This is a genomic window from Nocardia sp. CA-135953 (assembly GCF_050955735.1).
In the GTDB taxonomy this organism is placed as follows: Bacteria; Actinomycetota; Actinomycetes; order Mycobacteriales; family Mycobacteriaceae; genus Nocardia.
The window spans coordinates 3,559,651-3,579,299 of sequence record NZ_CP192082.1; the positions used below are offsets into that span (position 1 = coordinate 3,559,651).

Consider the following 19,649-nt stretch of genomic DNA (forward strand, 5'->3'; position numbering starts at 1 on the left):
ATGCACGGCAGAGTAGCCCGCGTCGCGATCACCGAGCGGGCGCGAGAAGTGTTGCGCCGGTTGATAGAACAGCACGGACCGGTGCAGTTCCACCAATCCGGCGGCTGCTGCGACGGCAGTTCACCGATGTGTTTCGGGGTGCGCGAATTCCGGGTCGGCGGCGCGGATGTGCTGCTCGGCCGGCTGCCGTGGCATACCGAATTCTGGATCAGCGGCGACCAATTCGAACGGTGGAAGCACACCCACCTCACCGTGGATGTGGTGACCGGGCGCGGCAGCGGATTCTCCCTGGAGGCGCCCGAGGGCGTGCGGTTCGTCATCAGATCGCGTCTGCTGACCGATGAGGAGACGGCAGCGTTGGCGGCGGGACCGCCGCCGCGGACGGGAGCCGATCGGATGAGTTGACTGCCGAAAAAGCAGTCGCCGGTGCCTGATTCACGCCCGCGGGTGCGTCCGCGGGCGGCCAACGGGTGATCGGCCAGGGGGTCCGCAGCCCTGGGCCGACACCACGAAGCCCCGCCGTCCCGCTGCAGACCGGGACGGCGGGGTCGGTGTCTTACCGGCCGGGCAGGAAACGGAAACCGCGGGTGAGCGTCATCAGCAGGCGCTGCCATTTGTCCTTCGAAATCACCGGCGGTGCATCGAGATTCATGAAGCGCGTGACCACTACGGTCTGCGGTTCGGTGAACTTCAGCAGCCCGTCCGGGCCGTGCCTGCGCCCGACACCGGAGATGCCCATACCGCCCATCGGTGCGGCGGTGGTGCCCCAGGCCGGGGCGTAACCCTCGTCGACGCAGACGGTGCCCGCGTGCAGCCGCTCGGCGATCCGCTCCCCCGCGTCCTTGCTCGCCGCCCAGACGCTCGCGTTCAGGCCGTATTCGGTGTCGTTGGCCAGCCCGATCGCCTCCTCGACGCTGTCGACCGGGTAGATCGAGACCAGCGGGCCGAAGGTTTCGTTGCGACCGCATTCCATCTCGTCGGTGACATCGGCGAGCACGGTGGGTTCGAAGAACAGTGGTCCCAGATCCGGGCGCGCCTTGCCGCCCACGAGCACCTGAGCGCCCTTGGAGGTCGCGTCGGCGACATGCTTGGAGACGGTCTCCAATTGCGCCTCGGAGATCAAGCTGCCGATATCGGCCGAATAGTCATAGGCCGCACCCAGTTTCGCGGCCCGCACGGCGGCGACGAACTTTTCGGTGAACTCCGCGGCGACCGCCTTCTCCACATACAGCCGTTCGATCGAAATACACAGCTGACCCGCATTGGAGAAGCAGGCGCGCACCGCGGCCTTGGCCGCCTTGTCGAGTTTCGCGCCGCGGGTGACGATCATCGGATTCTTGCCGCCGAGTTCGGCGGAGAAGCCGATGAGTCTGCGCCCGCACTGTTCGGCCAGGGTGCGCCCGGTCGCGGAGGAGCCGGTGAACATCAGGTAGTCGCAGTTGTCCACGATCGCGGTACCGACCACAGTGCCCGGTCCGGGAACGACGGCGAGCAGGTCGCGGGGCAGTCCGGCCTGGTAGAGCAGCTCGGCGCTGGCCAACGCGGAGAACGGGGTCTGGCTGTCGGGTTTGACGATCACCGCATTGCCCGCGAGCAGCGCAGGGATCGAATCGCCGATGGACAGCAGCATCGGATAGTTCCACGGCGCGACCACACCGACGACGCCCTTGGGGTGGTGGCGCACGGTCGCCCGGTTGAGTACCGGGAAGGCGCCCGGTACGCGGCGCGCGTCGAGCAGATCGGGTGCGACCCTGGCGAAATAGCGGGCCGCGAACATCAGGCCCATGATCTCTTCTTGGGCGGCCCAGCGCGCTTTGCCGGTTTCGGCCTGGATCACGTCCATCAGGAATTCGCGCTGTTCGACGACCAATTCGCGGTATCGCTCGAGTACCGCGGCACGGTCCTCGGCCGAGCGCGCGGCCCATCGGACCTGCGCGGCCTTGGCCTTGTCGAGTGCGGCGGCCACATCATCGGCGGTGCCCACGGGTACGCTGCCGAGTGCGGTGCCGGTGAAGGTTTCGGCGATGGTTTTGCGCGCACGGGGCTGACCCTTTCGAGCGACCCGCAAGCGATCGCTAGCGGCCGGATCAGCGATCGCGGCGAGCGCACTCAGGCGGTCGAAGACTTCGGCATTCGGCGCGGGCATCGGTGCCTCCTACTTGTGAGTAACCCCGGGATACACACAACATACGCCGCCTGCGGTAGCCATAGCAGCCACTACCTGGGCTCGGCGGATGACAATGCCTTTTCGGCCGAAACTGTCACGTTCGCGAGAGCTGATTTGTCTCATGGGCACCTGAACCCAATCGAGGAGGAATCATGAATATCGCGCTGTGGATCGGACAGATCGTGCTGGCCGTCGTGTTCACCGCATCCGGGATCGCGAAGGCCACGCAATCCAAGGACAAGTTGGTCGAGATGGGCCAGACGGGCGTCGCGGTGTTCCCGAAGCCGGTCGTGCGCCTGACCGCCTACGCCGAATTGCTCGGTGTCATCGGCATTATCGTGCCGTGGTTGACCGGGATCGCACCGGTGCTCACCCCATTGGCGGCGGTCGGTTTCGCCGTGGTGATGATCGGTGCGATCAGCTCGCACATCCGGCTGCGCGAACCGCGCAATATCGCGATCACCACGACGATCCTGATCATTGCCGTACTGGTCGCGATCGGCCGCTTCGCGGGGCTGTGACCGCGGTTCGGTACACCAGCAACCCGGCTGACGCTGGTTCAGCATCTCATCTGACGTGCCGGCGCAAGTGCCACGGTTCTGTCAACTCGAGTCCCGTTCAGCGGGACATGAGCAACGAAATGGTCACAACTGGTTTAGGTTATGGCGATGTTCAGAGCGAGGCTCGGGGTCCGAACGCGGATTCTGGCGATCGCGCTCGTGCCGAGCCTGACTCTGCTCGTGGTCGGCGTGGGCGCGGCGGGATATCTGGTTACCGAGGGAAATAAAGCCGAGGACTGGGCGTCGCAGAATCAGCAGGCGATACCCTCGACCCGCGAATTGCTCGAGGCGGTCCAGGGCGAACGTCAGCTTGCGGTGGCCGCGCTGACCGGCGACGATACGGCCGCCCCCGCGCTCGGTGTGGCGCGGATGCGCCTCGACGGCGCACTGAAGGGCCTCATCGATGCCTCCGCCGGACTACGGGCGGTGGACGATTCGAAGATCGGCGACAATGCCGCGAACTTCATAACACTGTCGACATCGATGAGCCAGGTCCGCGCGCTCACCGATGCCAGGACGCTGCCCGTCGCCGACGCCTACAACTTCTACAACCGACTGCTCGACGTCATCACCTTCGGTACCGAGCTCGCCGAAGAGTCCGCGCCGGATGCCGCGATCGGTGTGCATATCGCCGACGGTATGCGGATCTTCCTGGTGGCCGAAGCGATGTCGCGCAGCACCGCACTCGCGGGCATGATCGCCAATGCGAACGGGCCGACCCCCATTCCGGTGGAGGAGTTCCTGCGCCAGATCGGCTTCTACCACGCCGAGGCCGCCAATCTGGCCGGCGAACTGGATCCCAAGCAGCAGGAGAGCCTGCACACGCTGATGGCGAGCCAGGCCTGGCAGCAGCTCAGCGCCATGGAAAACGCGCTGGCCCAACGCACTACGACGACGAGCACCACCTCCAGCTCGTCGAGTTCATCCAGCTCGTCGAGCAGCAGCACCAAACAGGCGACGCCGCCCGCACTGCCCTTGAGCACGCAGGAGTGGCACAGCGCGGCCGCCGAGGTGAACCGCGGGCTGATCGATGTGTGGATCACGCAGAACAAGCACTCACAGAAGTTGGCCGAGGACAAGGCCGCCGATGCCACCGCGCGATCCGCGTGGGCCGGTGGCGGTGTCGTCGCGGTCAGCCTGCTGGCGTTCTTGATCGCGATCGTGCTGGCCAACCGAGTCATCAACCGGCTCGAGCGGCTTCGCGGTGAGACCCTCGCGCTGGCCGACGAGCGGCTGCCCGAGCTGATGCGCCGGCTCGGCGAGGGTGAGCTCATCGATCCGGAGGCCGAATCCGCGGAACTGGATTACGGTGACGATGAGATCGGCCAGGTGGCCAAGGCATTCCAGCACGCGCATGCCGCGGCCGTGGCGGGCGCGGTGACCGAGGCCCGCACCCGTGAGGGTGTGAAGGCGGTCTTCTTGAATATCGCGCACCGCAGCCAGATCGTGGTGCACCGGCAACTGGAAATCCTCGACCAGGCCGAGGACCGCCAGGAAGATCCAGTCCTGCTGGAGACCCTGTTCCGGCTCGACCACCTCGCCACCCGCGAGCGCCGCAATGCCGAGAATCTGATCATTCTCGGCGGCGGTCAGCCGGGGCGGCAGTGGCGCAATCCGGTGCCGCTGATCGATCTGGTGCGCAGTGCGGTCGGCGAAACCCTGGACTATGCCAGGGTGCGCGTGTCGCGACTGCCCGAGACCCATGTGCTCGGCGCGGTCGTGGCCGACCTGACCCACCTGCTCGCCGAACTGGTGGACAATGCGACCTCCTTCTCGCCGCCGCAGTCGCGAGTGGAAGTAGGCGGCAATGTGGTCGGCAAGGGCGTGGTCGCCGAGATCAGCGATCAGGGCATGGGCATGACCGAGTCCGAGATCGCCCGGGTCAACGAGATGTTGCGCAATCCACCGGATTTCGGTGTCGCGGCATTGTCCTCGGACTCCCGACTGGGACTGTTCGTGGTCGCGCAGCTGGCCGCACGGCACGGGGTTTCGGTTCGGCTCTCGGAGTCCGATTACGGCGGCATCCGCGCTATCGTGCTCATCCCGTCGGCTCTGCTGGCCAATGAAGCACACACTCTGACAACGGATTCCGAACCGCTGGCGTCGGCGCGCCGGCGACGGCACCCGGTTCCGTTCGTCGATTCCTCCCACCATGGTGGCGCGGAAAACGAATCCGCGGTGCTCACCGCGCCGCCGGTGGCACCACCTGCCATCGAGGCACCGGCGCCGCGGCCCTCGTTCGAGGCGGCGCAGCCGACGACCGCGGATACCAGGCCCGTGCTGCCGCGCCGGAACCGACAGGCCAGCATCGCACCGCAATTGGCCCAGCCGACCACGGCCGAGCCCGAAGCGGAGCAGCCGCTGGAGCGGGAGCGCTCGGCGGAGCAGGCCCGAAACCTCATGTCCGCCATCGAAAACGGGACCAGGCAAGGCCGCCGAGCCGTCCTCGATGCCGTGCTGCCCGAGGTGGCGGCCGCCGAGCAATTCGGCACCTATCAGGGACCGAGCGGTAAACACTCCGATGAACAGGAAGGCAACGGTGACTTCTTCCATCCCCGGTGATCTCAACTGGCTCCTCGACGATCTCGTCGATCGACTGGCCGGCGTGCGGTATGCGGTGGTGCTGTCCACCGACGGCCTGCTCCTCGGCCGCTCGACGACGATGAGCCGCGAGGACGCCGAACATTTCGCCGCGATGTCCTCCACCCTCTACGGCTTGGCCCGCAGCGCAGGCAGCCGCTTCGACGGCGGTGGGGTCCGCCAGGCCGTAATCGAACTCGACCGAGCGGTGTTGTTCGTCACCTCCGCGGGCGCCAACGCCTGCCTGGCGCTACAGGCGGCCGAATCAGCCAATCTCGGGATGGTGGCCTACGAAATGAACGTCACCGTCCAACGTGTCGGGACCTACCTATCCACCCCAGCGCGTTTGCCATGACACACGGCGGTGGGCAATGGTTCGACGACGAGGCCGGTCCGCTGGTTCGGCCTTATGCGGTCACCCGCGGGCGGGTGATGGGGGCAGGCCATGACCTGGACATGCTCACTGTGGTCGTCATGGCCGATCCACCGCCCACCCTGCGGCGGACAGATCCGGAATACGCGGATATCGTACGTCTGTGCCGCGCACCGCAGTCGGTCGCCGAGGTGGCGGCGTATCTGAAACTTCCCTTGGCGGTGACCAAGATTCTCGTCGGCGATCTGATCGGCGAGGGCCACTTGATCTTCCGGGCGCCGGTGCAGCCGGACGTGGGTCCCGGCGATCTCAACATATTGCGAGCGGTACTGGATGGCATCCGAAAGCTTTGATCCGACCCGGTCGGCTGCGACACCGCAGCTGGCGTCTTCGGTCAAAATTCTCATCGCCGGTGGATTCGGCGTGGGCAAAACAACCCTGGTGTCCTCGATCAGCGAGGTCGCACCACTGCGCACCGAAGAGCTGATCACCGAAGTCAGCACCGGTGTCGACGACCTATCCGGCGTCGAACGAAAAACCAGCACGACAGTCGCGCTGGACTTCGGGCGGATCACTATCGACCCCAACCTGGTGCTCTACCTATTCGGCACACCCGGCCAAGACCGATTCTGGTTCCTCTGGGACGAACTCTCACGCGGCGCACTCGGCGCCGTCGTCATCGCCGACACCCGACGACTCGGCAATTCCTTCGCCGCCGTGGACTTCTTCGAACGACGCGGACTCGCATTCCTGGTCGCGGTGAATTGCTTCGACGGGGCACCGGCCTACACCGTCGACGAAGTACGCGACGCGCTCGACCTCGACGACCACATCCCGGTCATGTTGTGCGACGCCCGCGACCGCACCTCCTGCAAAGGCATACTGCTCAACCTGGTACAGCACCTCATCGAACGAGCCGGGCGGGCTCCGGTCGCCACCTGATCGCCGCTACCGTTCCTGCCGGGTGCTGATGCGGTGCCCCCGGGTGATGCCGTCGACCTTCCAGTCGTCGAGGCAGCCGACGAGTCGGCGTTCGGTGTGTTCACCGAGCGCCGCTTCGCGGGGTGACGAGCCAAGTGCCCGCACGCTCCACCGGCCCCACCACGATCCGGACACCATTCACGGTGCTCGCGCATTCCTTCCAGGGGTCGGCGCCGGATCCTCATCGGGTCGATATCGCGGGTCTCGACGTCGAAACGGACTGCGGCACGGGTTTTCTCGGCATCGCGGTCGGTATGGAACTTCATGCTCGAAGCCAACGCCATGACTCGGCGACCGCGTCACAGTGAGCACGGTTGAGTGGACCCGGTTCGGGACCGGTGCGGGCTACCTTGGAAAGTTGGTGCCGCATTCAGGCTTGATGCAACCATGAGACGAAGAGCAGCGCGCCACCGATGGCCAGCAGCAGCGATACCGGAATCGGCCACCAGGGACCGCGCCGACCGAGCAACCGGCGAGTCAGGCGCACCTGCACCGCACCGAGCCCGGCCAGCGCCAGTCCCCATACGGGTAGGAGCCCGACCCCGAGCAGTGCGTGTACTGCCCAGGCCCCGGCCAGCGTCGGACCGCCCCACGAGTGCTCGAGATCGTTGTCCGCGATGAGCGGATAGAAGATTCCGCGCACCGCCGCGATTGTTGCCAGGAAGGCGAGAAACCAGGTCAGCAGGCCAACCACGCCGGCCAGCACCGAATGCGCGACCGCACGCACCGCCAGGGAATCTCGCGGCGCGATGAAAATGCCCAGCAACCGGCGCGGTACCCGAAACCGGCTCGCTATGGGGCCCAGACCGATCACCGGCGCAACCAACGCGTATGCGGCCCAACGCAGCAGTGAGCGAACCGTGGTCATGCCATCGACCGTATCCCGCGCGGCGGATGCGCGGGCACCTCAGGCCAATCGGCCCGCATCGACCAGGTCGTCGAACAGCAGTTGATCGACCGGCGGCACCAGCGCGCGATCCGCATAGGAGAACCAGGCAACCTCTTCGATCTCACTGCTTGCCGCGAGGATGCCGCGGTAGTCGGCGGTGTAGCAGCTCATCCGGACGACCACATCGCTGGCGGGTCCGTGCAGTGCGGCCTCGTAGGTGCCGACGTGGGCGACGGTTTCCGGAAGCAGCACGACGGTCAGTTCCTCTTCGATCTCACGCAGCAGCGTCTGCAGATCCGACTCCGCGCCTTCGCGTTTGCCGCCCGGAATATAGAAAATGTCCCTGCCCTTCGGACGCGCGCACAGGATGCGGCCGTCTTCGATGCGTACCCACGCGACCGTGTCGATCAGCTTCCGCACTCGCCCATCCGCCACCGCCGCAGCCTAATGGACGTATTGATCAGTGGGCGTGCAGGAGGTCGGCGGGCAGGATGGAGCGCCCGCCCACCGCGCCGGGCCCGTCGACGGGGCGCAGGTCCCGCCCGCATACCCGCTCGCCGCATTCGGCGCAGACCGTTCACAGCATGAGCTCATCTGTAGGCATATAGGCGGGCAGTCGCCAGGGTCTGCTGCTCGCCGAAGGCTTCGAAGGTGCTGATCGGTTGGAAACCAAGGCGGGCAGCGAGTTTCAGTGATTTCGGGGGTGGACAGTGTTGACGATGGGCTCATCCGGCCATTCTGGCTGAATCCTCGCCTCCCCCTGTGGTGACCATGACCAGAGTGGTCGCTCTACGCCACGCGGACGGTGAATCCGGTGTGGCCCATGGCTGCGGCGACGTGGTCTGCGGCGGCTTCGAGGTCGCGAGTCGGGGGCAATGTGCCGTCGAAGGTTGTGACCGACAGATCGTCGGCGATGCTCTCCCAGGTGCCCGCGATGCGGCCGTCGATGACCAGGACGGGAGAGATCCAGCCCGCTGCCCTACTCACCCGCGCGCGATGTTCGGTGCGGAGCAGTTCGGTGTCGCCGGTGCCCGGTCCGAGAACGTATTGGTCGAAGGCGCCCAGCAGGTGTACCGAAGTGCCGTTCGGTTGCGTGGCGGCAAGTTCGTCGGCGTGTTCGGTGAGTATGTAGGCGCGCCGGCCCGCGATATCGACCTCGGTGAGTGCGTCCCCGAGTTCGGAGAACCACCGGCGCACCGTCGTCTTCTTCAGGCTGTTGCGGCTGAGCCAGGCGTCGAACGTTTCCGGGGTCGCCGGGCCGTACGCGCCGAGGTAGCCGGTAATGGCCAAGGGCGCGGCGGCATCGGGTTCGGGTAGGCCGCGCCAACCGTTGATCAGATGGGCCGGGCTGGTGAAGGTGACCCGATTACCTTGTGCCGGACCATGACACAGTGCCCCCTGCCAGGCCAGCGGCTTGAGCAGCGCACCCCAGCCGGAGCGCAATTCCTCGCCGAGCCGATGGAATGCGGGTTCGGCGACCAGCGCTTCGACCAGTTCGTCCCGGCTGAGCACCACGCCGTCGAGCACCTGCGCCACCGCATCGGCCAGCGCCGCGACCTCCGCAGGCGACGCTCCGAAGGTGCGCTGCCAGGCGGGCTTTTCCCAGGTCCGGGCGGAGCCGATCATGGACAGGATTGCGGCCGCCATATCGGGGGCGAGCGCGTGCAATGTTCCACGCATGGCCCAGGTCTTCATCAGCGTGCCCGCCGCCAACTCCGGTAGTAGCGCACCAGGATCGGGATTACTGCGCCGCAGCGCCACCGCGAGATCCGCGGCCGCGGTCACCTGAGCCTGCACACCGCACAGCCGCTCGACGACCTGGGCGACCCCGACATCGTCGGGTGACGCGACGAATTGTCTGCGCAGCCGCCAAGTGAAAACCTGATCCCAGGTGACGTGCACCTATGCCCCTCCTCAGTTCAACCGACCGGACCCAACCCCTTACCGGGTCCGGTGCAGTACCGGATTCATCCCAGCACTGTGCTGCAGAACAGTACTCCGACCGCGATCTCGAGAAGACCCACTACGGTCGCCGCCATCACGGCCAGCAATGCGGTCCGGTTCGTCGCGCGACGCACCGCGCCGACCGGTGCGACCAAGCGCTCGGCCCGATCCAGTACGGCGGTGGCCGCGGCGCTCAACGCGCCGACCGGAAGCGGTTCGGTCGCGCCGACGATCGCGAGCAGGCCCCCGAGCAGCGGCTCCCGGCCGTGCGTGCGCGCCGCAGTATCGTCGGCGCACATCTCGAGTAGTCGGCCGATTTCGTGCACACCGTCGGTCACCAGACGCATCCCGGGCAGCGTGATCGCGATGCCGCGCAGGAATCGGAGCAGTCCGGCATGCCGCTCGCTCAGATGTGCGTGCTCATGGGCGAGCACCGCGGCGAGCTGCTTCTCGGTCAGCGCGTCGACGGCCGCGCTGGTGACGACGATGGTGTCGGGCCGTCCGGCCACGCAATAGGCTTGGCGCTCCGGCGAATCCAGCACGACCGCACCGACGCCGGGAACGCGACGACCGACCATGCGAACCGCGCGTCCGTGTGCGATGGTTTTGCGTCGCATATACAGCATCGCCCGTGCGGCGTGTGCCAGGATGCCGAGGAGCGCGACGGCGACCAGCGCCGCGCAGGTCAGGGTGCCCATTTGGACTAGCAGGCCACCGTGCAGGCGCAACGGTCGGGCCAGCGCGTTACAGCAGTCGCGCAGCATATCGGATGGATGCCGGTAGGTGGCGAATTCGACGACCAGTATGGCGGCCGTGATGACCCACGCACCCAGTGCGCCCGCGATGGCGACCAGCCAGGCGAGTACCCCGAGCCGGGGCGCGACGCCGCGCCGGGTCAGTCTGCGCAGCACGGTCGGGCCGAAGGTGGCCACCAAGCTGCCGTAGATCGTCAGGCTGACGGCTACGTTCACGGCGCCTCTGGGGTTTTGCGCGAGGTCAGCCGGCGCAGCGCGGCACGCAGTCCGGCCGACTCCTCCTCACTGATCCGATCAACGAAATGGCTGAGCACCAGATCCGAGCGCCCACCAGAGCCGAGCGCTTCGAGCATGAGCCGCGCGCTGTGTTCCTCGCGGGTCAGCGTCGGCCAATATCGATATGCCTTGCCCGCGCGTTCGCGCGCCAACCAGCCCTTGCGGTGCAGATTGTCCATGGTCGACATGACCGTGGTGTAGGCAATACCGCGCTCGGCGGCCAGTTCGTCGAAGATTTCGCGGACCGTTGTGGTCTCCGCGTCCCGATCCCAAATGCGGTCCATGATCACCGCCTCCAAATCCCCGAATCCGCGCACGATGTCGTCTCCTCATCGACTATTGGACATCTCTGACGTCTCAGGGTAGCTGGCTCGGCCGATTGCTACGTAGTCATACCGTAGATTCTCGCGATAGCGACAAGCTCTGCTCAAAGCTGAACACCTTGTGCGGGTCGTATCGGACCCTCACCCGACGTAGCCATTCGCAGTTGGCGCCGTAGTACTCGCGCCAATCCAAGGCGGCGGCATTGCACACATCGACGTGGGCGCCGTCGACGTCGGAGCCGATGTCACCGTGATCGAACTCGCGGCGAAACAGGCTTGACGCGCTACGGTGCTGCCACGCCCGCGCCGAGATCAGGCGAGGTCGAACCGATCGTTTTCGACCACCTTCACCCACGCGGCGACGAAGTCGTTCACGAACCTCTCCGCCGCGTCCTGCTGCGCATAAACCTCGGCTATCGCGCGCAACACCGAGTGCGAGCCGAAGATCAGGTCGTTCGCGGTAGCCGTCCACTTGGGCCGACCGGAGGACCGGTCGAGACCTTCGTAGACGTTCTCCGCGGACTCGGACGCCTTCCATTCCGTCCGCATGTCGAGCAGGTTGACGAAGAAGTCATTCGTCAACCGGCCCGGCCGCTCGGTGAGCACACCGTGCTTGCTGTCGCTGTAATTGGCGCCCAGGGCGCGCAGGCCGCCGACCAGTACTGTCATCTCCGGAGCGGTCACGTCGAGCATGTACGCGCGGTCGAGCAGCAGACGCTCCAGCCGGGCCTTCTCGCCGGACCGCACGTAGTTGCGGAACCCGTCCGCTCGCGGTTCGAGCACCGCGAACGATTCCACATCGGTGTTCTCCTGCGTGGCGTCGGTCCGGCCGGGGGTGAACGGCACCGCGATGTCGTGGCCGGCGTCCTTGGCCGCCTTCTCGACCGCCGCTGACCCGGCGAGGATGATCAGGTCGGCCAGCGAGACCTTCTTGCCGCCGGCGGCCGAACCGTTGAACTCCTGCTGGACCTGCTCGAGCACCGGAAGTACCTTCGCCAACTCGGCGGGTTCGTTGACCTCCCAATCCTTTTGGGGCTCGAGCCGAATCCGGGCGCCATTGGCGCCGCCGCGCTTGTCGGTGCTGCGGAAGTTCGCCGCCGCCGCCCACGCAGTCTTTACCAGCTGCGCGACCGAGAGGCCGGAATCGAGGATGTTGCGCTTCAGCGCCGCGATGTCCTGGTCATCGATCAGTTCATGGTCTACGGCCGGAACCGGATCCTGCCAGAGCTGTGGCTCGGGAACCCATGGCCCGAGGTAGCGGCTGACCGGCCCCATGTCACGGTGCAGCAGCTTGTACCACGCCTTGGCGAACGCCTCGGTCAGTTCCTCCGGGTGATCCAGCCAGCGGCGGGTGATCTCCCGATAGATCGGATCTTCCCGCAGCGACAGGTCCGTAGTCAGCATGGTCGGGGTTCGGGCGGGCCCGCCGAACGGATCCGGAATGGCACCCTCGCCCGCACCGCCCTTCGGCTTGTACTGCCACGCCCCGGCCGGGCTTTTTGTCAGCTCCCACTCGTAGCCGTACAGGTTCTGCAGGAAGCCGTTGCCCCACTTGGTCGGAGTTGCGGTCCAGACAACCTCGAGACCGCTGGTGATGGCGTCTTTACCTTTGCCGGAACCGTACGCACTCTTCCAGCCCAGGCCCTGCTGTTCGAGCGGGGCCGCTTCGGGTTCGGGGCCGACCAGGTCGGCATCGCCCGCACCATGGGTCTTGCCGAAACTGTGGCCGCCGACGATCAGCGCGGCGGTCTCCTCGTCGTTCATCGCCATCCGACCGAATGTTTCTCGGATGTCCCGCGCGGCGGCCACCGGATCCGGGCGGCCGTTGGGCCCTTCCGGATTCACATAGATCAGACCCATCTGGACAGCCCCGAAAGGTTTCGCCAGATCTCGGTCACCGCTGTAGCGCTCGTCGCCGAGCCAGGTGTCCTCCGGGCCCCAGTACACCTCTTCCGGCTCCCAGATATCAGGGCGGCCGAAGCCGAAGCCGAAGGTCTGGAATCCCATCGATTCGAGAGCGACATTCCCGGCGAACACCAACAGGTCGGCCCAGGAGATCTTGTTGCCGTACTTCTGCTTGACCGGCCACAGCAGCCGACGCGCCTTGTCCAGACTGGCGTTGTCCGGCCAGCTGTTCAGCGGCGCGAAGCGCTGTGCGCCCTGGCCGCCGCCGCCGCGCCCGTCGGCTATCCGGTACGTGCCCGCCGCGTGCCAGCTCATCCGGATGAACAGGCCACCGTAGTTGCCGTAGTCCGCGGGCCACCAGTCCTGCGAGTCGGTCATGACCGCGGCGACATCAGCCTTCAGCGCGTCGACATCGAGCTTCTCGAACTCTTCGGCGTAATCGAAATCCTCGCCCAGCGGGTTGGACTTGGACGAATGTGCGTGCAGCATCGAGACATCGATCTGCTCGGGCCACCAGTCCTTGTTGGTGCGAGGGCGATGGTCGGTCTTCGGAGTCGGGGACGGGATGGCCGGGTTTTCGCTCTCGCTTACGCTTCGAGTTCCGGTCTCAGGAGTGGCTGGGTGGCTGTCTGATGTCATGACATTCCTTCCTGAATAGGTAAGCGGCTGCGTGATCAATCGGCGTGGGATGCGGCGCAATCGGGACACATGCCCCAATAGATGACCTCGGCCTCGTCGATGGCGAAGCCGCGGTCGTCGGACGCGCTCAAGCACGGGGCCGCACCGACCGCGCAGTCGACATCGGCGATCGATCCGCACACCCGACATACGACGTGATGGTGATTGTCACCGACCCGTGTTTCGTACCGCGCGACCGAGCCGGACGGCTGAATGCATCGAAGCAGGCCCGCGGCGGTGAGCACGCGCAACGAGTCGTACACCGCCTGGTGCGACACCGCTGACAGGCGAGATCGCACGGCGCGGATGATCGAATCCGTGTCGGCGTGTGGATGGTCGTGCACCGCACTCAATACCGCGATACGCGGAGCGGTCACGCGAAGCGAAACTCCCCGCAGCATCTGCTGGAATTCCGTGGCCGTGGACACGCCCAGAGTCTCGTCCGCTTTCTGGAACGAGTCAAGCATCGCCGCGCCGTCGGGAGTGGCAGCAACCTTGACGCACTACCGGGCAATCTATGCGAACATATGTTCGTGTCCGACTCCGCCCACCCGACACTTGCGTCGCGTTCTCGACGGCCGCGGATCGAGGCGCGGGCCGAGGCGTCGATCCTGCACGCGGACCTCGACTCGTTCTATGCCTCGGTGGAACAGCGCGATAATCCGCGGCTGCGGGGGCGGCCGGTGATCGTCGGGGGCGGCGTTGTGCTGGCGGCGAGCTATGAGGCGAAGGCGTTCGGGGTGCGTACCCCGATGAATGGTGGTGCGGCGCTGCGGCTTTGCCCGCAGGCGATCGTGGTACCGCCGCGCATGTCGGCCTACGCCGAAGCGAGCAAGGCGGTCTTCGAGGTCTTCCACAACACGACGCCGGTAGTCGAGGGCATTTCGATCGATGAGGCGTTCCTCGATGTGGGTGGGCTGCGGCGGATCGCGGGCGAGCCGGTCGCGATCGGGCGGCGGTTGCGGGAAGCGGTGCGCGAGCAGGTCGGGCTGCCGATTTCGGTCGGTATCGCGCGGACGAAATTCCTGGCGAAGGTGGCCAGCGCGGTCGGCAAACCCGATGGTTTGCGCCTGGTGCCGCCGGAACTCGAACTCGATTTCCTGCATCCGCTGCCGATCGAACGACTATGGGGCGTCGGCGAGGTCACCTCCCGCACCCTGCGCGAACACGGCATCACCCGGATCGGACAGCTCGCCGAACTCGGTGAATCACCGTTGCGTGCCATCCTCGGACCCGCGGCGGCCCGGCACCTGTACGCACTGTCCTGGGCGCGCGACCCGCGTCGCGTCGAAACCGGCGTGCGCCGCCGCTCCATCGGCGCGCAACGCGCACTCGGTCGACGGCACCGAGCACCCGACGAGATCGAGGCCTACCTGCACGGCCTCACCGATCGCCTCGGCCGCCGATTGCGCGCAGCCGACCGGGTGACCCGAACCGTGGTGCTGCGCATGCGTTTCGACGATTTCACCCGCGCCACCCGCTCGCACACCCTGCCCGAGGCCACCGATCGCACCGAAACCATCCTCCACGCCGCGCGCGCCTTGCTCAGCACCGCGATGCCCATGATCCAGGAGCGCGGCCTCACCCTCATCGGTCTGGCACTGACCAACCTCGACAACGCCGATGCCGTCCAACTCACCCTGCCGTTGGAACCCCGCGCCACCAATACTCTCGATGCAACCCTCGACGATCTGCGCCGCCGCTTCGGTTCGGCCGCCGTCACCCGCGCCGCCCTCATCGGTCGCGGCGAGGGCCTCTCGGTTCCGCTGCTGCCGGACTGATGCGCTCGAACGCACCGTGCACCCTCCGTGCAGGCCGGTTCAGCGGGGGTGAATATCGAACTTTCGGAAACCACGGATGAGCAGGCCATAGCCGTTTTCCGTGCGCCCGAGGAGATTTCGATGCCATACGCAGTACTCGGCCTGATCACATCGGCCCTGTGGGTCTACTGCCTGGTCGACATCATCACCTGCACCGATGCGGGCATCCGGAAACTGCCGAAGCTGGCATGGCTCATCGTCATCCTGGTGCCGACCGTGGGCGCACTGTTGTCGCTATTCGCGGGCCGCCCACTGTATGAAGGCGGCCCGCGTTCCACCACCCGCTACGCCGAATACGATCGGCCCGGCCGCTACCTCCCGCAGAATCCGGACGATGACGAAGCTTTCCTGCGCGGCCTGCGTGAACGCGCCGAATCCCAGCGCCGTGAGGCCCGCCGCCAAGAGGAAGAGCGCCAGCGCGCCCTGGACCAGCGCTGCGAACAAGGCGATCTGTAGATGTTCTCTCAGCCGTCGAGTTCAGCAAACGGAATGCTCACGGCGAAGGGGCTTTCCAGGATGACGATCTCCTGATGGGTCTCGGCCAATCGGTACACACGCGCGGCCCAGTCGAGCCGGTATTCCTGAATCATCTTCACATAGAGGTTGGCGTCAAGATGGACGACGAGATAGACAGGAATGCCTTCGTAGGCATATTCGGCGAGCTTGTCGACAGTGTCGGTGTACACCGACCCAGGGGAAACGACTTCGACAACCAGGAGGGCGTCGCCGGTCGTCACCTTCGTCCCACGCTCGACGCAGCGGCACACAGTTACATAGGGACGACGAAATGAGAAGCCCTGCTGGCGATTTCGCCGCCTGGCGAAGTGCAGGTCGATGTCCGTCGACACTCTGGCGCACGGATCCGCGGGTTTGGCGCCTTCGAGTTTGTTCGCCAAACGACGCGCAACATCACTGTGCTCGGCCGAGCCGCTCTGACACCGGATTATATTGCCGTCGATCACCTCGATCAGCTTGCGCAGATCATCGGGCAGTTGGTCGTACTCCGCCTCCGAGATCTCTAATGCCCTGGGGTCGTCGGCCCACACCGGAAGTACGGTCACAGGTTGCCTCACTCGCGAACGGGTCATCAGGTCACCGGTCATGCTACGCGGCAGGACCGAGGCAACCATCGATGTAGCTCAGAGGCGTTCGATGATGGTGGCGTTGGCGAGGCCGCCTGCTTCGCACATGGTCATCAGACCGTAGTGACCTTCGGACTGCTCGAGGTGGTTGACCAGGGTGGCGAGGATGCGGGTGCCGGAGGCCCCAAGGGGGTGACCGAGGGCGATGGCCCCGCCGCGGGGGTTGAGTTTGCCGGGGTCGGCGTCGAGGTCGTGCTGCCAGACCAGGGGGACGGGGGCGAAGGCTTCGTTCACTTCGTAGGCATCGATGTCATCGATGGTCAGCCCGACGCGCGCGAGGACCTTGCGGGTCGCGGGGATGACGGCGGTGAGCATGAGCAGCGGGTCGTCGCCGGTGACCGCGAAGGAGTGGAAGCGGGCGCGCGGGCGCAGACCGAGAGCGTTCGCCCTTTCCTCGCTCATGATCAGGGCGGCCGATGCGCCATCGGTGAGCGGAGATGAATTGCCCGGGGTGATGGACCATTCGATTTCCGGGAAGCGCGCCTCGAGCTCCTTGTCGGCGAAGGCGGGGCGAAGTCCGGCCAGACCTTCGGCGGTGGTGCTCGGGCGGATGGTCTCATCGGCGGTGAGCGTGCCCGCGGCGACGAGTTCATTGTCGAACCCGCCTGCCGCGGCGGTTTCAGCGGCCAACCGGTGCGAGCGCGCAGCGAAGGCATCGAGCGTCTCGCGGTCCAGTTTCCAGCGCTGGGTGATGATTTCGGCCGAAACGCCCTGTCCGATAAGACCTTCCGGGAAGCGGCGGGCCAGCGGACCGCGGTTGGCGTCCTTACCCTGGGCGTTGGAGAACATCGGAACCCGGCTCATCGACTCCACACCGCAGGCGATCGCGACGTCGTAGGCCTTGGCGATCACTCCCTGCGCCGCGAAATGCGCGGCCTGCTGGCTGGATCCACACTGCCGGTCGACAGTGGTTGCGGGCACGGACTCCGGGAACCCGGCGGCCAGCACGGCGGTGCGCGAAATATTGAACGCCTGCTCACCACTCTGGGTGACGCAACCGCCGATCACATCATCGACCAGTGCCGGATCCAGGTCATTGCGCTCGATCAGCGTCCGCAGCACATCGGCCAGCAGTGTCGCCGGGTGCACATCCGACAGCCCACCACCGGCTTTCCCTTTCCCGGACGGTGTGCGAACAACGTCGACGATGACCGCGGATGTCATGACGGCTCCCTACTGTTTCTTCGATCGTTCGCGCGAACGACGATTAACTTATGACACTGTACGCCGCCCCGCTTCACCTCCGCGACCCCCGGTGGGCGCACCCGCGAACCGCTACACCGATCAGCGAGAACGCTTGGGGCGCTTGTCCATCAACCGCAGGATCAGCGGGGTGAAGATGAGTTGCATGGCCAGATCCATCTTCCCGCCGGGGACGACGATGCAGTTGGGGCGGGACATGAAGGAGTCGTGCAGCATGGACAGCAGGTAGGGGAAGTCGATGACCTTCGGGTCGGCGAAGCGGATGACGACGAAACTTTCGTCCGCGGTGGGGATGGTGCGGGCGATGAAGGGGTTCGAGGTGTCCACCGTAGGGACGCGCTGGAAGTTGACGTAGGTGTGGGAGAACTGGGGGCAGATGTATTTCACGTAGTCGGGCATGCGACGCAGGATCGTATCGATGACGGCCTCACTGGAATAGCCGCGTTCGGTCTTGTCCCGGATCACCTTCTGGATCCATTCGAGGTTGACGATCGGCACGACCCCGACCAGCAGATCGGCGTACTGCGCGACATTCACCGAATCGGTGACGGCGGCGCCGTGTAATCCCTCGTAGAACAGCAGATCGCTGCCCGGCGTCAGATCCTCCCATGGCGTGAAGGTACCTGCGGGTTGCCCATAGGGTTTGGCTTCCAGCTCGTCGTGCAGGTATTTCCGCACCGATCCGACGCCGGTCTCACCGTAGTCACGGAACAGCGTCTCCAGCTCTTTCAATAGATTCGCGTCCTCACCGAAATGGGAGAAGGTGCGATTGTGGCTCTGCTCCGCCTCGGCCATCGCGAGCTTCATCTCGTTGCGGTCGTAGCGATGGAACGAATCCCCCTCCACGATCGCCGCATTGATGCCTTCGCGGCGGAATACCTCCTGAAAGGTCCGCGTGACACTGGTCGTGCCCGCACCGGATGAGCCGGTAATGGCGACGACGGGATGTTTGACCGACATGACATCTCCTCGATTGTCAGCGCCCGGCCGGACGGAACAGCGACCGCGACCCGAACAGTGAACTGTCGAAGCTGGGCCCTTCCTCGGGCTCGCTGTGATAGCGCTCGATCCGCGCGACCTCATTGCGCGAACCGAAGATCAGCGGCACCTGCTGGTGCACCTGCTCGGGCATAGCCTCCAGCACTCGATCACCGCCGGTGGTCGCCCAGCCCCCTGCCTGTTCGACGATGTAGGCGATCGGATTCGCGCCGTACAGCAACGACACCCGCCCCGGCCGCCGGGTGTCGTATGGATAGAGGTAGACCCCGCCGCGAGTGAGGATGTGGAAGGTGTCGGCGACCAATGACGCGACCCAGCGCATATTGAAGTCCCGACCCCGTGGCCCGTCCACACCGTCGAGACATTCGTGGACATACCGCCGCACCGGCCGTTCCCAGAACCGCTCATTGGCGGCATTGATCGCGAATCCCGAAGTATCCTCCGGGATTCGCATCCGCGGGTGGGTCAATACGAAAGCACCGATCTCCCGATCCAGGGTGAATCCGTCGACGCCACTGCCGGTGGTGAGCACCAGCATGGTCGCCGGCCCGTACAGCGTGAATCCCGCGCAGACCTGACGCACCCCCGGCTGCAAGAAGTCCGCCGTAGTCGGCGCACTGTTCTCCGGTGCCCGCAGCACACTGAAAATCGTTCCGACGGGCAGATTTACATCGATATTCGAGGATCCGTCCAACGGATCGAAGGCGAGCAGATATTTGCCGCGCCGGTGCACGTCGGGCACCGGATGGATATCGGTCATCTGCTCCGACAACAGCGCCGACAGATGCCCCGTCCATTGGGTCTCGGCCACCATGATGTCATTGGCGATGGCGTCGAGTTTGCGGTGCACCGACGGCGGCAGGTTATCGGGTTCGGAGGCGCCCAGCGAGCCGACGATGGCACCCCTGGTCACCTGGTTGGCGATGATTTTGGTCGCGGTCGCGACGACATTCACCAGAGCGGAGAATTCACCGGACGATCCGGGATGCCGGTGCTCCTCCTCGATCGTGTATCGGGTGAGGGTCTTCAGTCCTTCTGGCATGAGTTCTCGATC

The 19,649-nt window shown here is 65.8% G+C and carries 21 protein-coding genes; 8 read left to right on the top strand and 13 right to left on the bottom strand.

The window, feature by feature from the left end:
• Positions 1–405 (top strand): DUF779 domain-containing protein, encoded by a 405-nt coding sequence (locus ACQPXH_RS16445; protein WP_433603184.1) that lies wholly within the window; start codon positions 1–3, stop codon positions 403–405.
• A gap of 151 nt (positions 406–556) precedes the next feature.
• On the opposite strand, the gene ACQPXH_RS16450 is transcribed toward ACQPXH_RS16445, so the two are convergent.
• Positions 557–2,146, bottom strand: coding sequence for a succinic semialdehyde dehydrogenase (locus ACQPXH_RS16450; protein WP_433603185.1), 1,590 nt, complete (start codon positions 2,144–2,146; stop codon positions 557–559).
• A gap of 173 nt (positions 2,147–2,319) precedes the next feature.
• Between ACQPXH_RS16450 and ACQPXH_RS16455 the strand changes: the two genes are divergently transcribed.
• The 5 genes from ACQPXH_RS16455 to ACQPXH_RS16475 all read left to right on the top strand — a co-directional run bounded on the left by ACQPXH_RS16455 (position 2,320) and on the right by ACQPXH_RS16475 (position 6,622).
• Positions 2,320–2,688: a DoxX family protein gene (locus ACQPXH_RS16455; RefSeq protein ID WP_433603186.1), complete on the top strand. Its 369-nt coding sequence runs from the start codon at positions 2,320–2,322 to the stop codon at positions 2,686–2,688.
• A 147-nt stretch (positions 2,689–2,835) separates the two neighbouring features.
• A complete protein-coding gene (locus tag ACQPXH_RS16460; RefSeq protein WP_433603187.1) occupies positions 2,836–5,289 on the top strand; it encodes a sensor histidine kinase in 2,454 nt (817 codons plus the stop codon).
• Entirely contained in the window at positions 5,267–5,662 is a 396-nt protein-coding gene (locus tag ACQPXH_RS16465) for a roadblock/LC7 domain-containing protein (RefSeq protein WP_433603188.1), read from the top strand. The genes ACQPXH_RS16460 and ACQPXH_RS16465 overlap by 23 nt, the downstream gene beginning before the upstream one ends.
• On the top strand, positions 5,659–6,033 hold the full coding sequence (locus tag ACQPXH_RS16470; protein WP_433603189.1) for a DUF742 domain-containing protein: 375 nt from the start codon (positions 5,659–5,661) through the stop codon (positions 6,031–6,033). Before ACQPXH_RS16465 ends, ACQPXH_RS16470 begins: the two co-directional genes overlap by 4 nt.
• Entirely contained in the window at positions 6,014–6,622 is a 609-nt protein-coding gene (locus ACQPXH_RS16475; protein WP_433603190.1) for a GTP-binding protein, read from the top strand. The genes ACQPXH_RS16470 and ACQPXH_RS16475 overlap by 20 nt, the downstream gene beginning before the upstream one ends.
• 409 nt (positions 6,623–7,031) lie before the next feature.
• On the opposite strand, the gene ACQPXH_RS16480 is transcribed toward ACQPXH_RS16475, so the two are convergent.
• The 8 genes from ACQPXH_RS16480 to ACQPXH_RS16515 all read right to left on the bottom strand — a co-directional run bounded on the left by ACQPXH_RS16480 (position 7,032) and on the right by ACQPXH_RS16515 (position 13,832).
• Entirely contained in the window at positions 7,032–7,529 is a 498-nt protein-coding gene (locus ACQPXH_RS16480) for a sensor domain-containing protein (RefSeq protein WP_433603191.1), read from the bottom strand.
• Between the two features lie 39 nt (positions 7,530–7,568).
• Positions 7,569–7,985, bottom strand: coding sequence for an NUDIX hydrolase (locus tag ACQPXH_RS16485; RefSeq protein WP_433603192.1), 417 nt, complete (start codon positions 7,983–7,985; stop codon positions 7,569–7,571).
• 354 nt (positions 7,986–8,339) lie between these two features.
• Positions 8,340–9,452 (bottom strand): winged helix DNA-binding domain-containing protein, encoded by a 1,113-nt coding sequence (locus ACQPXH_RS16490; protein ID WP_433603193.1) that lies wholly within the window; start codon positions 9,450–9,452, stop codon positions 8,340–8,342.
• Between the two features lie 65 nt (positions 9,453–9,517).
• Positions 9,518–10,465, bottom strand: a complete 948-nt coding sequence (locus ACQPXH_RS16495; protein ID WP_433603194.1) for a M56 family metallopeptidase — start codon at positions 10,463–10,465, stop codon at positions 9,518–9,520.
• Positions 10,462–10,842, bottom strand: coding sequence for a BlaI/MecI/CopY family transcriptional regulator (locus ACQPXH_RS16500; RefSeq protein WP_040690485.1), 381 nt, complete (start codon positions 10,840–10,842; stop codon positions 10,462–10,464). The genes ACQPXH_RS16495 and ACQPXH_RS16500 overlap by 4 nt, the downstream gene beginning before the upstream one ends.
• A 73-nt stretch (positions 10,843–10,915) precedes the next feature.
• Complete coding sequence (locus ACQPXH_RS16505; protein ID WP_433603195.1) at positions 10,916–11,203, bottom strand: BBE domain-containing protein; 288 nt, start codon at positions 11,201–11,203, stop codon at positions 10,916–10,918.
• Positions 11,161–13,392 carry a catalase/peroxidase HPI gene (gene katG, locus ACQPXH_RS16510; RefSeq protein ID WP_433603196.1) on the bottom strand — a complete coding sequence of 744 codons (2,232 nt, stop codon included), beginning with the start codon at positions 13,390–13,392 and terminating at the stop codon, positions 11,161–11,163. The genes ACQPXH_RS16505 and katG overlap by 43 nt, the downstream gene beginning before the upstream one ends.
• Positions 13,393–13,427: 35 nt before the next feature.
• Positions 13,428–13,832 (bottom strand): Fur family transcriptional regulator, encoded by a 405-nt coding sequence (locus tag ACQPXH_RS16515; RefSeq protein ID WP_433603484.1) that lies wholly within the window; start codon positions 13,830–13,832, stop codon positions 13,428–13,430.
• Between the two features lie 126 nt (positions 13,833–13,958).
• On the opposite strand from ACQPXH_RS16515, the gene dinB reads away from it, so the two are divergent.
• Positions 13,959–15,212, top strand: coding sequence for a DNA polymerase IV (gene dinB, locus ACQPXH_RS16520; RefSeq protein ID WP_433603197.1), 1,254 nt, complete (start codon positions 13,959–13,961; stop codon positions 15,210–15,212).
• Positions 15,213–15,332: 120 nt separating this feature from the next.
• The gene (locus ACQPXH_RS16525) at positions 15,333–15,707 is read left to right on the top strand and encodes a PLD nuclease N-terminal domain-containing protein (RefSeq protein ID WP_433603198.1); all 375 of its coding nucleotides are present in this window, start codon (positions 15,333–15,335) and stop codon (positions 15,705–15,707) included.
• Between the two features lie 8 nt (positions 15,708–15,715).
• On the opposite strand, the gene ACQPXH_RS16530 is transcribed toward ACQPXH_RS16525, so the two are convergent.
• The 4 genes from ACQPXH_RS16530 to ACQPXH_RS16545 all read right to left on the bottom strand — a co-directional run bounded on the left by ACQPXH_RS16530 (position 15,716) and on the right by ACQPXH_RS16545 (position 19,637).
• Positions 15,716–16,312 (bottom strand): Uma2 family endonuclease, encoded by a 597-nt coding sequence (locus ACQPXH_RS16530; protein WP_433603199.1) that lies wholly within the window; start codon positions 16,310–16,312, stop codon positions 15,716–15,718.
• A 78-nt stretch (positions 16,313–16,390) separates the two neighbouring features.
• Positions 16,391–17,557 (bottom strand): thiolase family protein, encoded by a 1,167-nt coding sequence (locus ACQPXH_RS16535; RefSeq protein WP_433603200.1) that lies wholly within the window; start codon positions 17,555–17,557, stop codon positions 16,391–16,393.
• A gap of 120 nt (positions 17,558–17,677) precedes the next feature.
• Positions 17,678–18,556, bottom strand: coding sequence for a phosphoribulokinase (locus ACQPXH_RS16540; protein WP_433527080.1), 879 nt, complete (start codon positions 18,554–18,556; stop codon positions 17,678–17,680).
• Between the two features lie 16 nt (positions 18,557–18,572).
• On the bottom strand, positions 18,573–19,637 hold the full coding sequence (locus tag ACQPXH_RS16545) for a class 1 fructose-bisphosphatase (protein ID WP_433603201.1): 1,065 nt from the start codon (positions 19,635–19,637) through the stop codon (positions 18,573–18,575).
• Between the last annotated feature and the right edge of the window lie 12 nt (positions 19,638–19,649).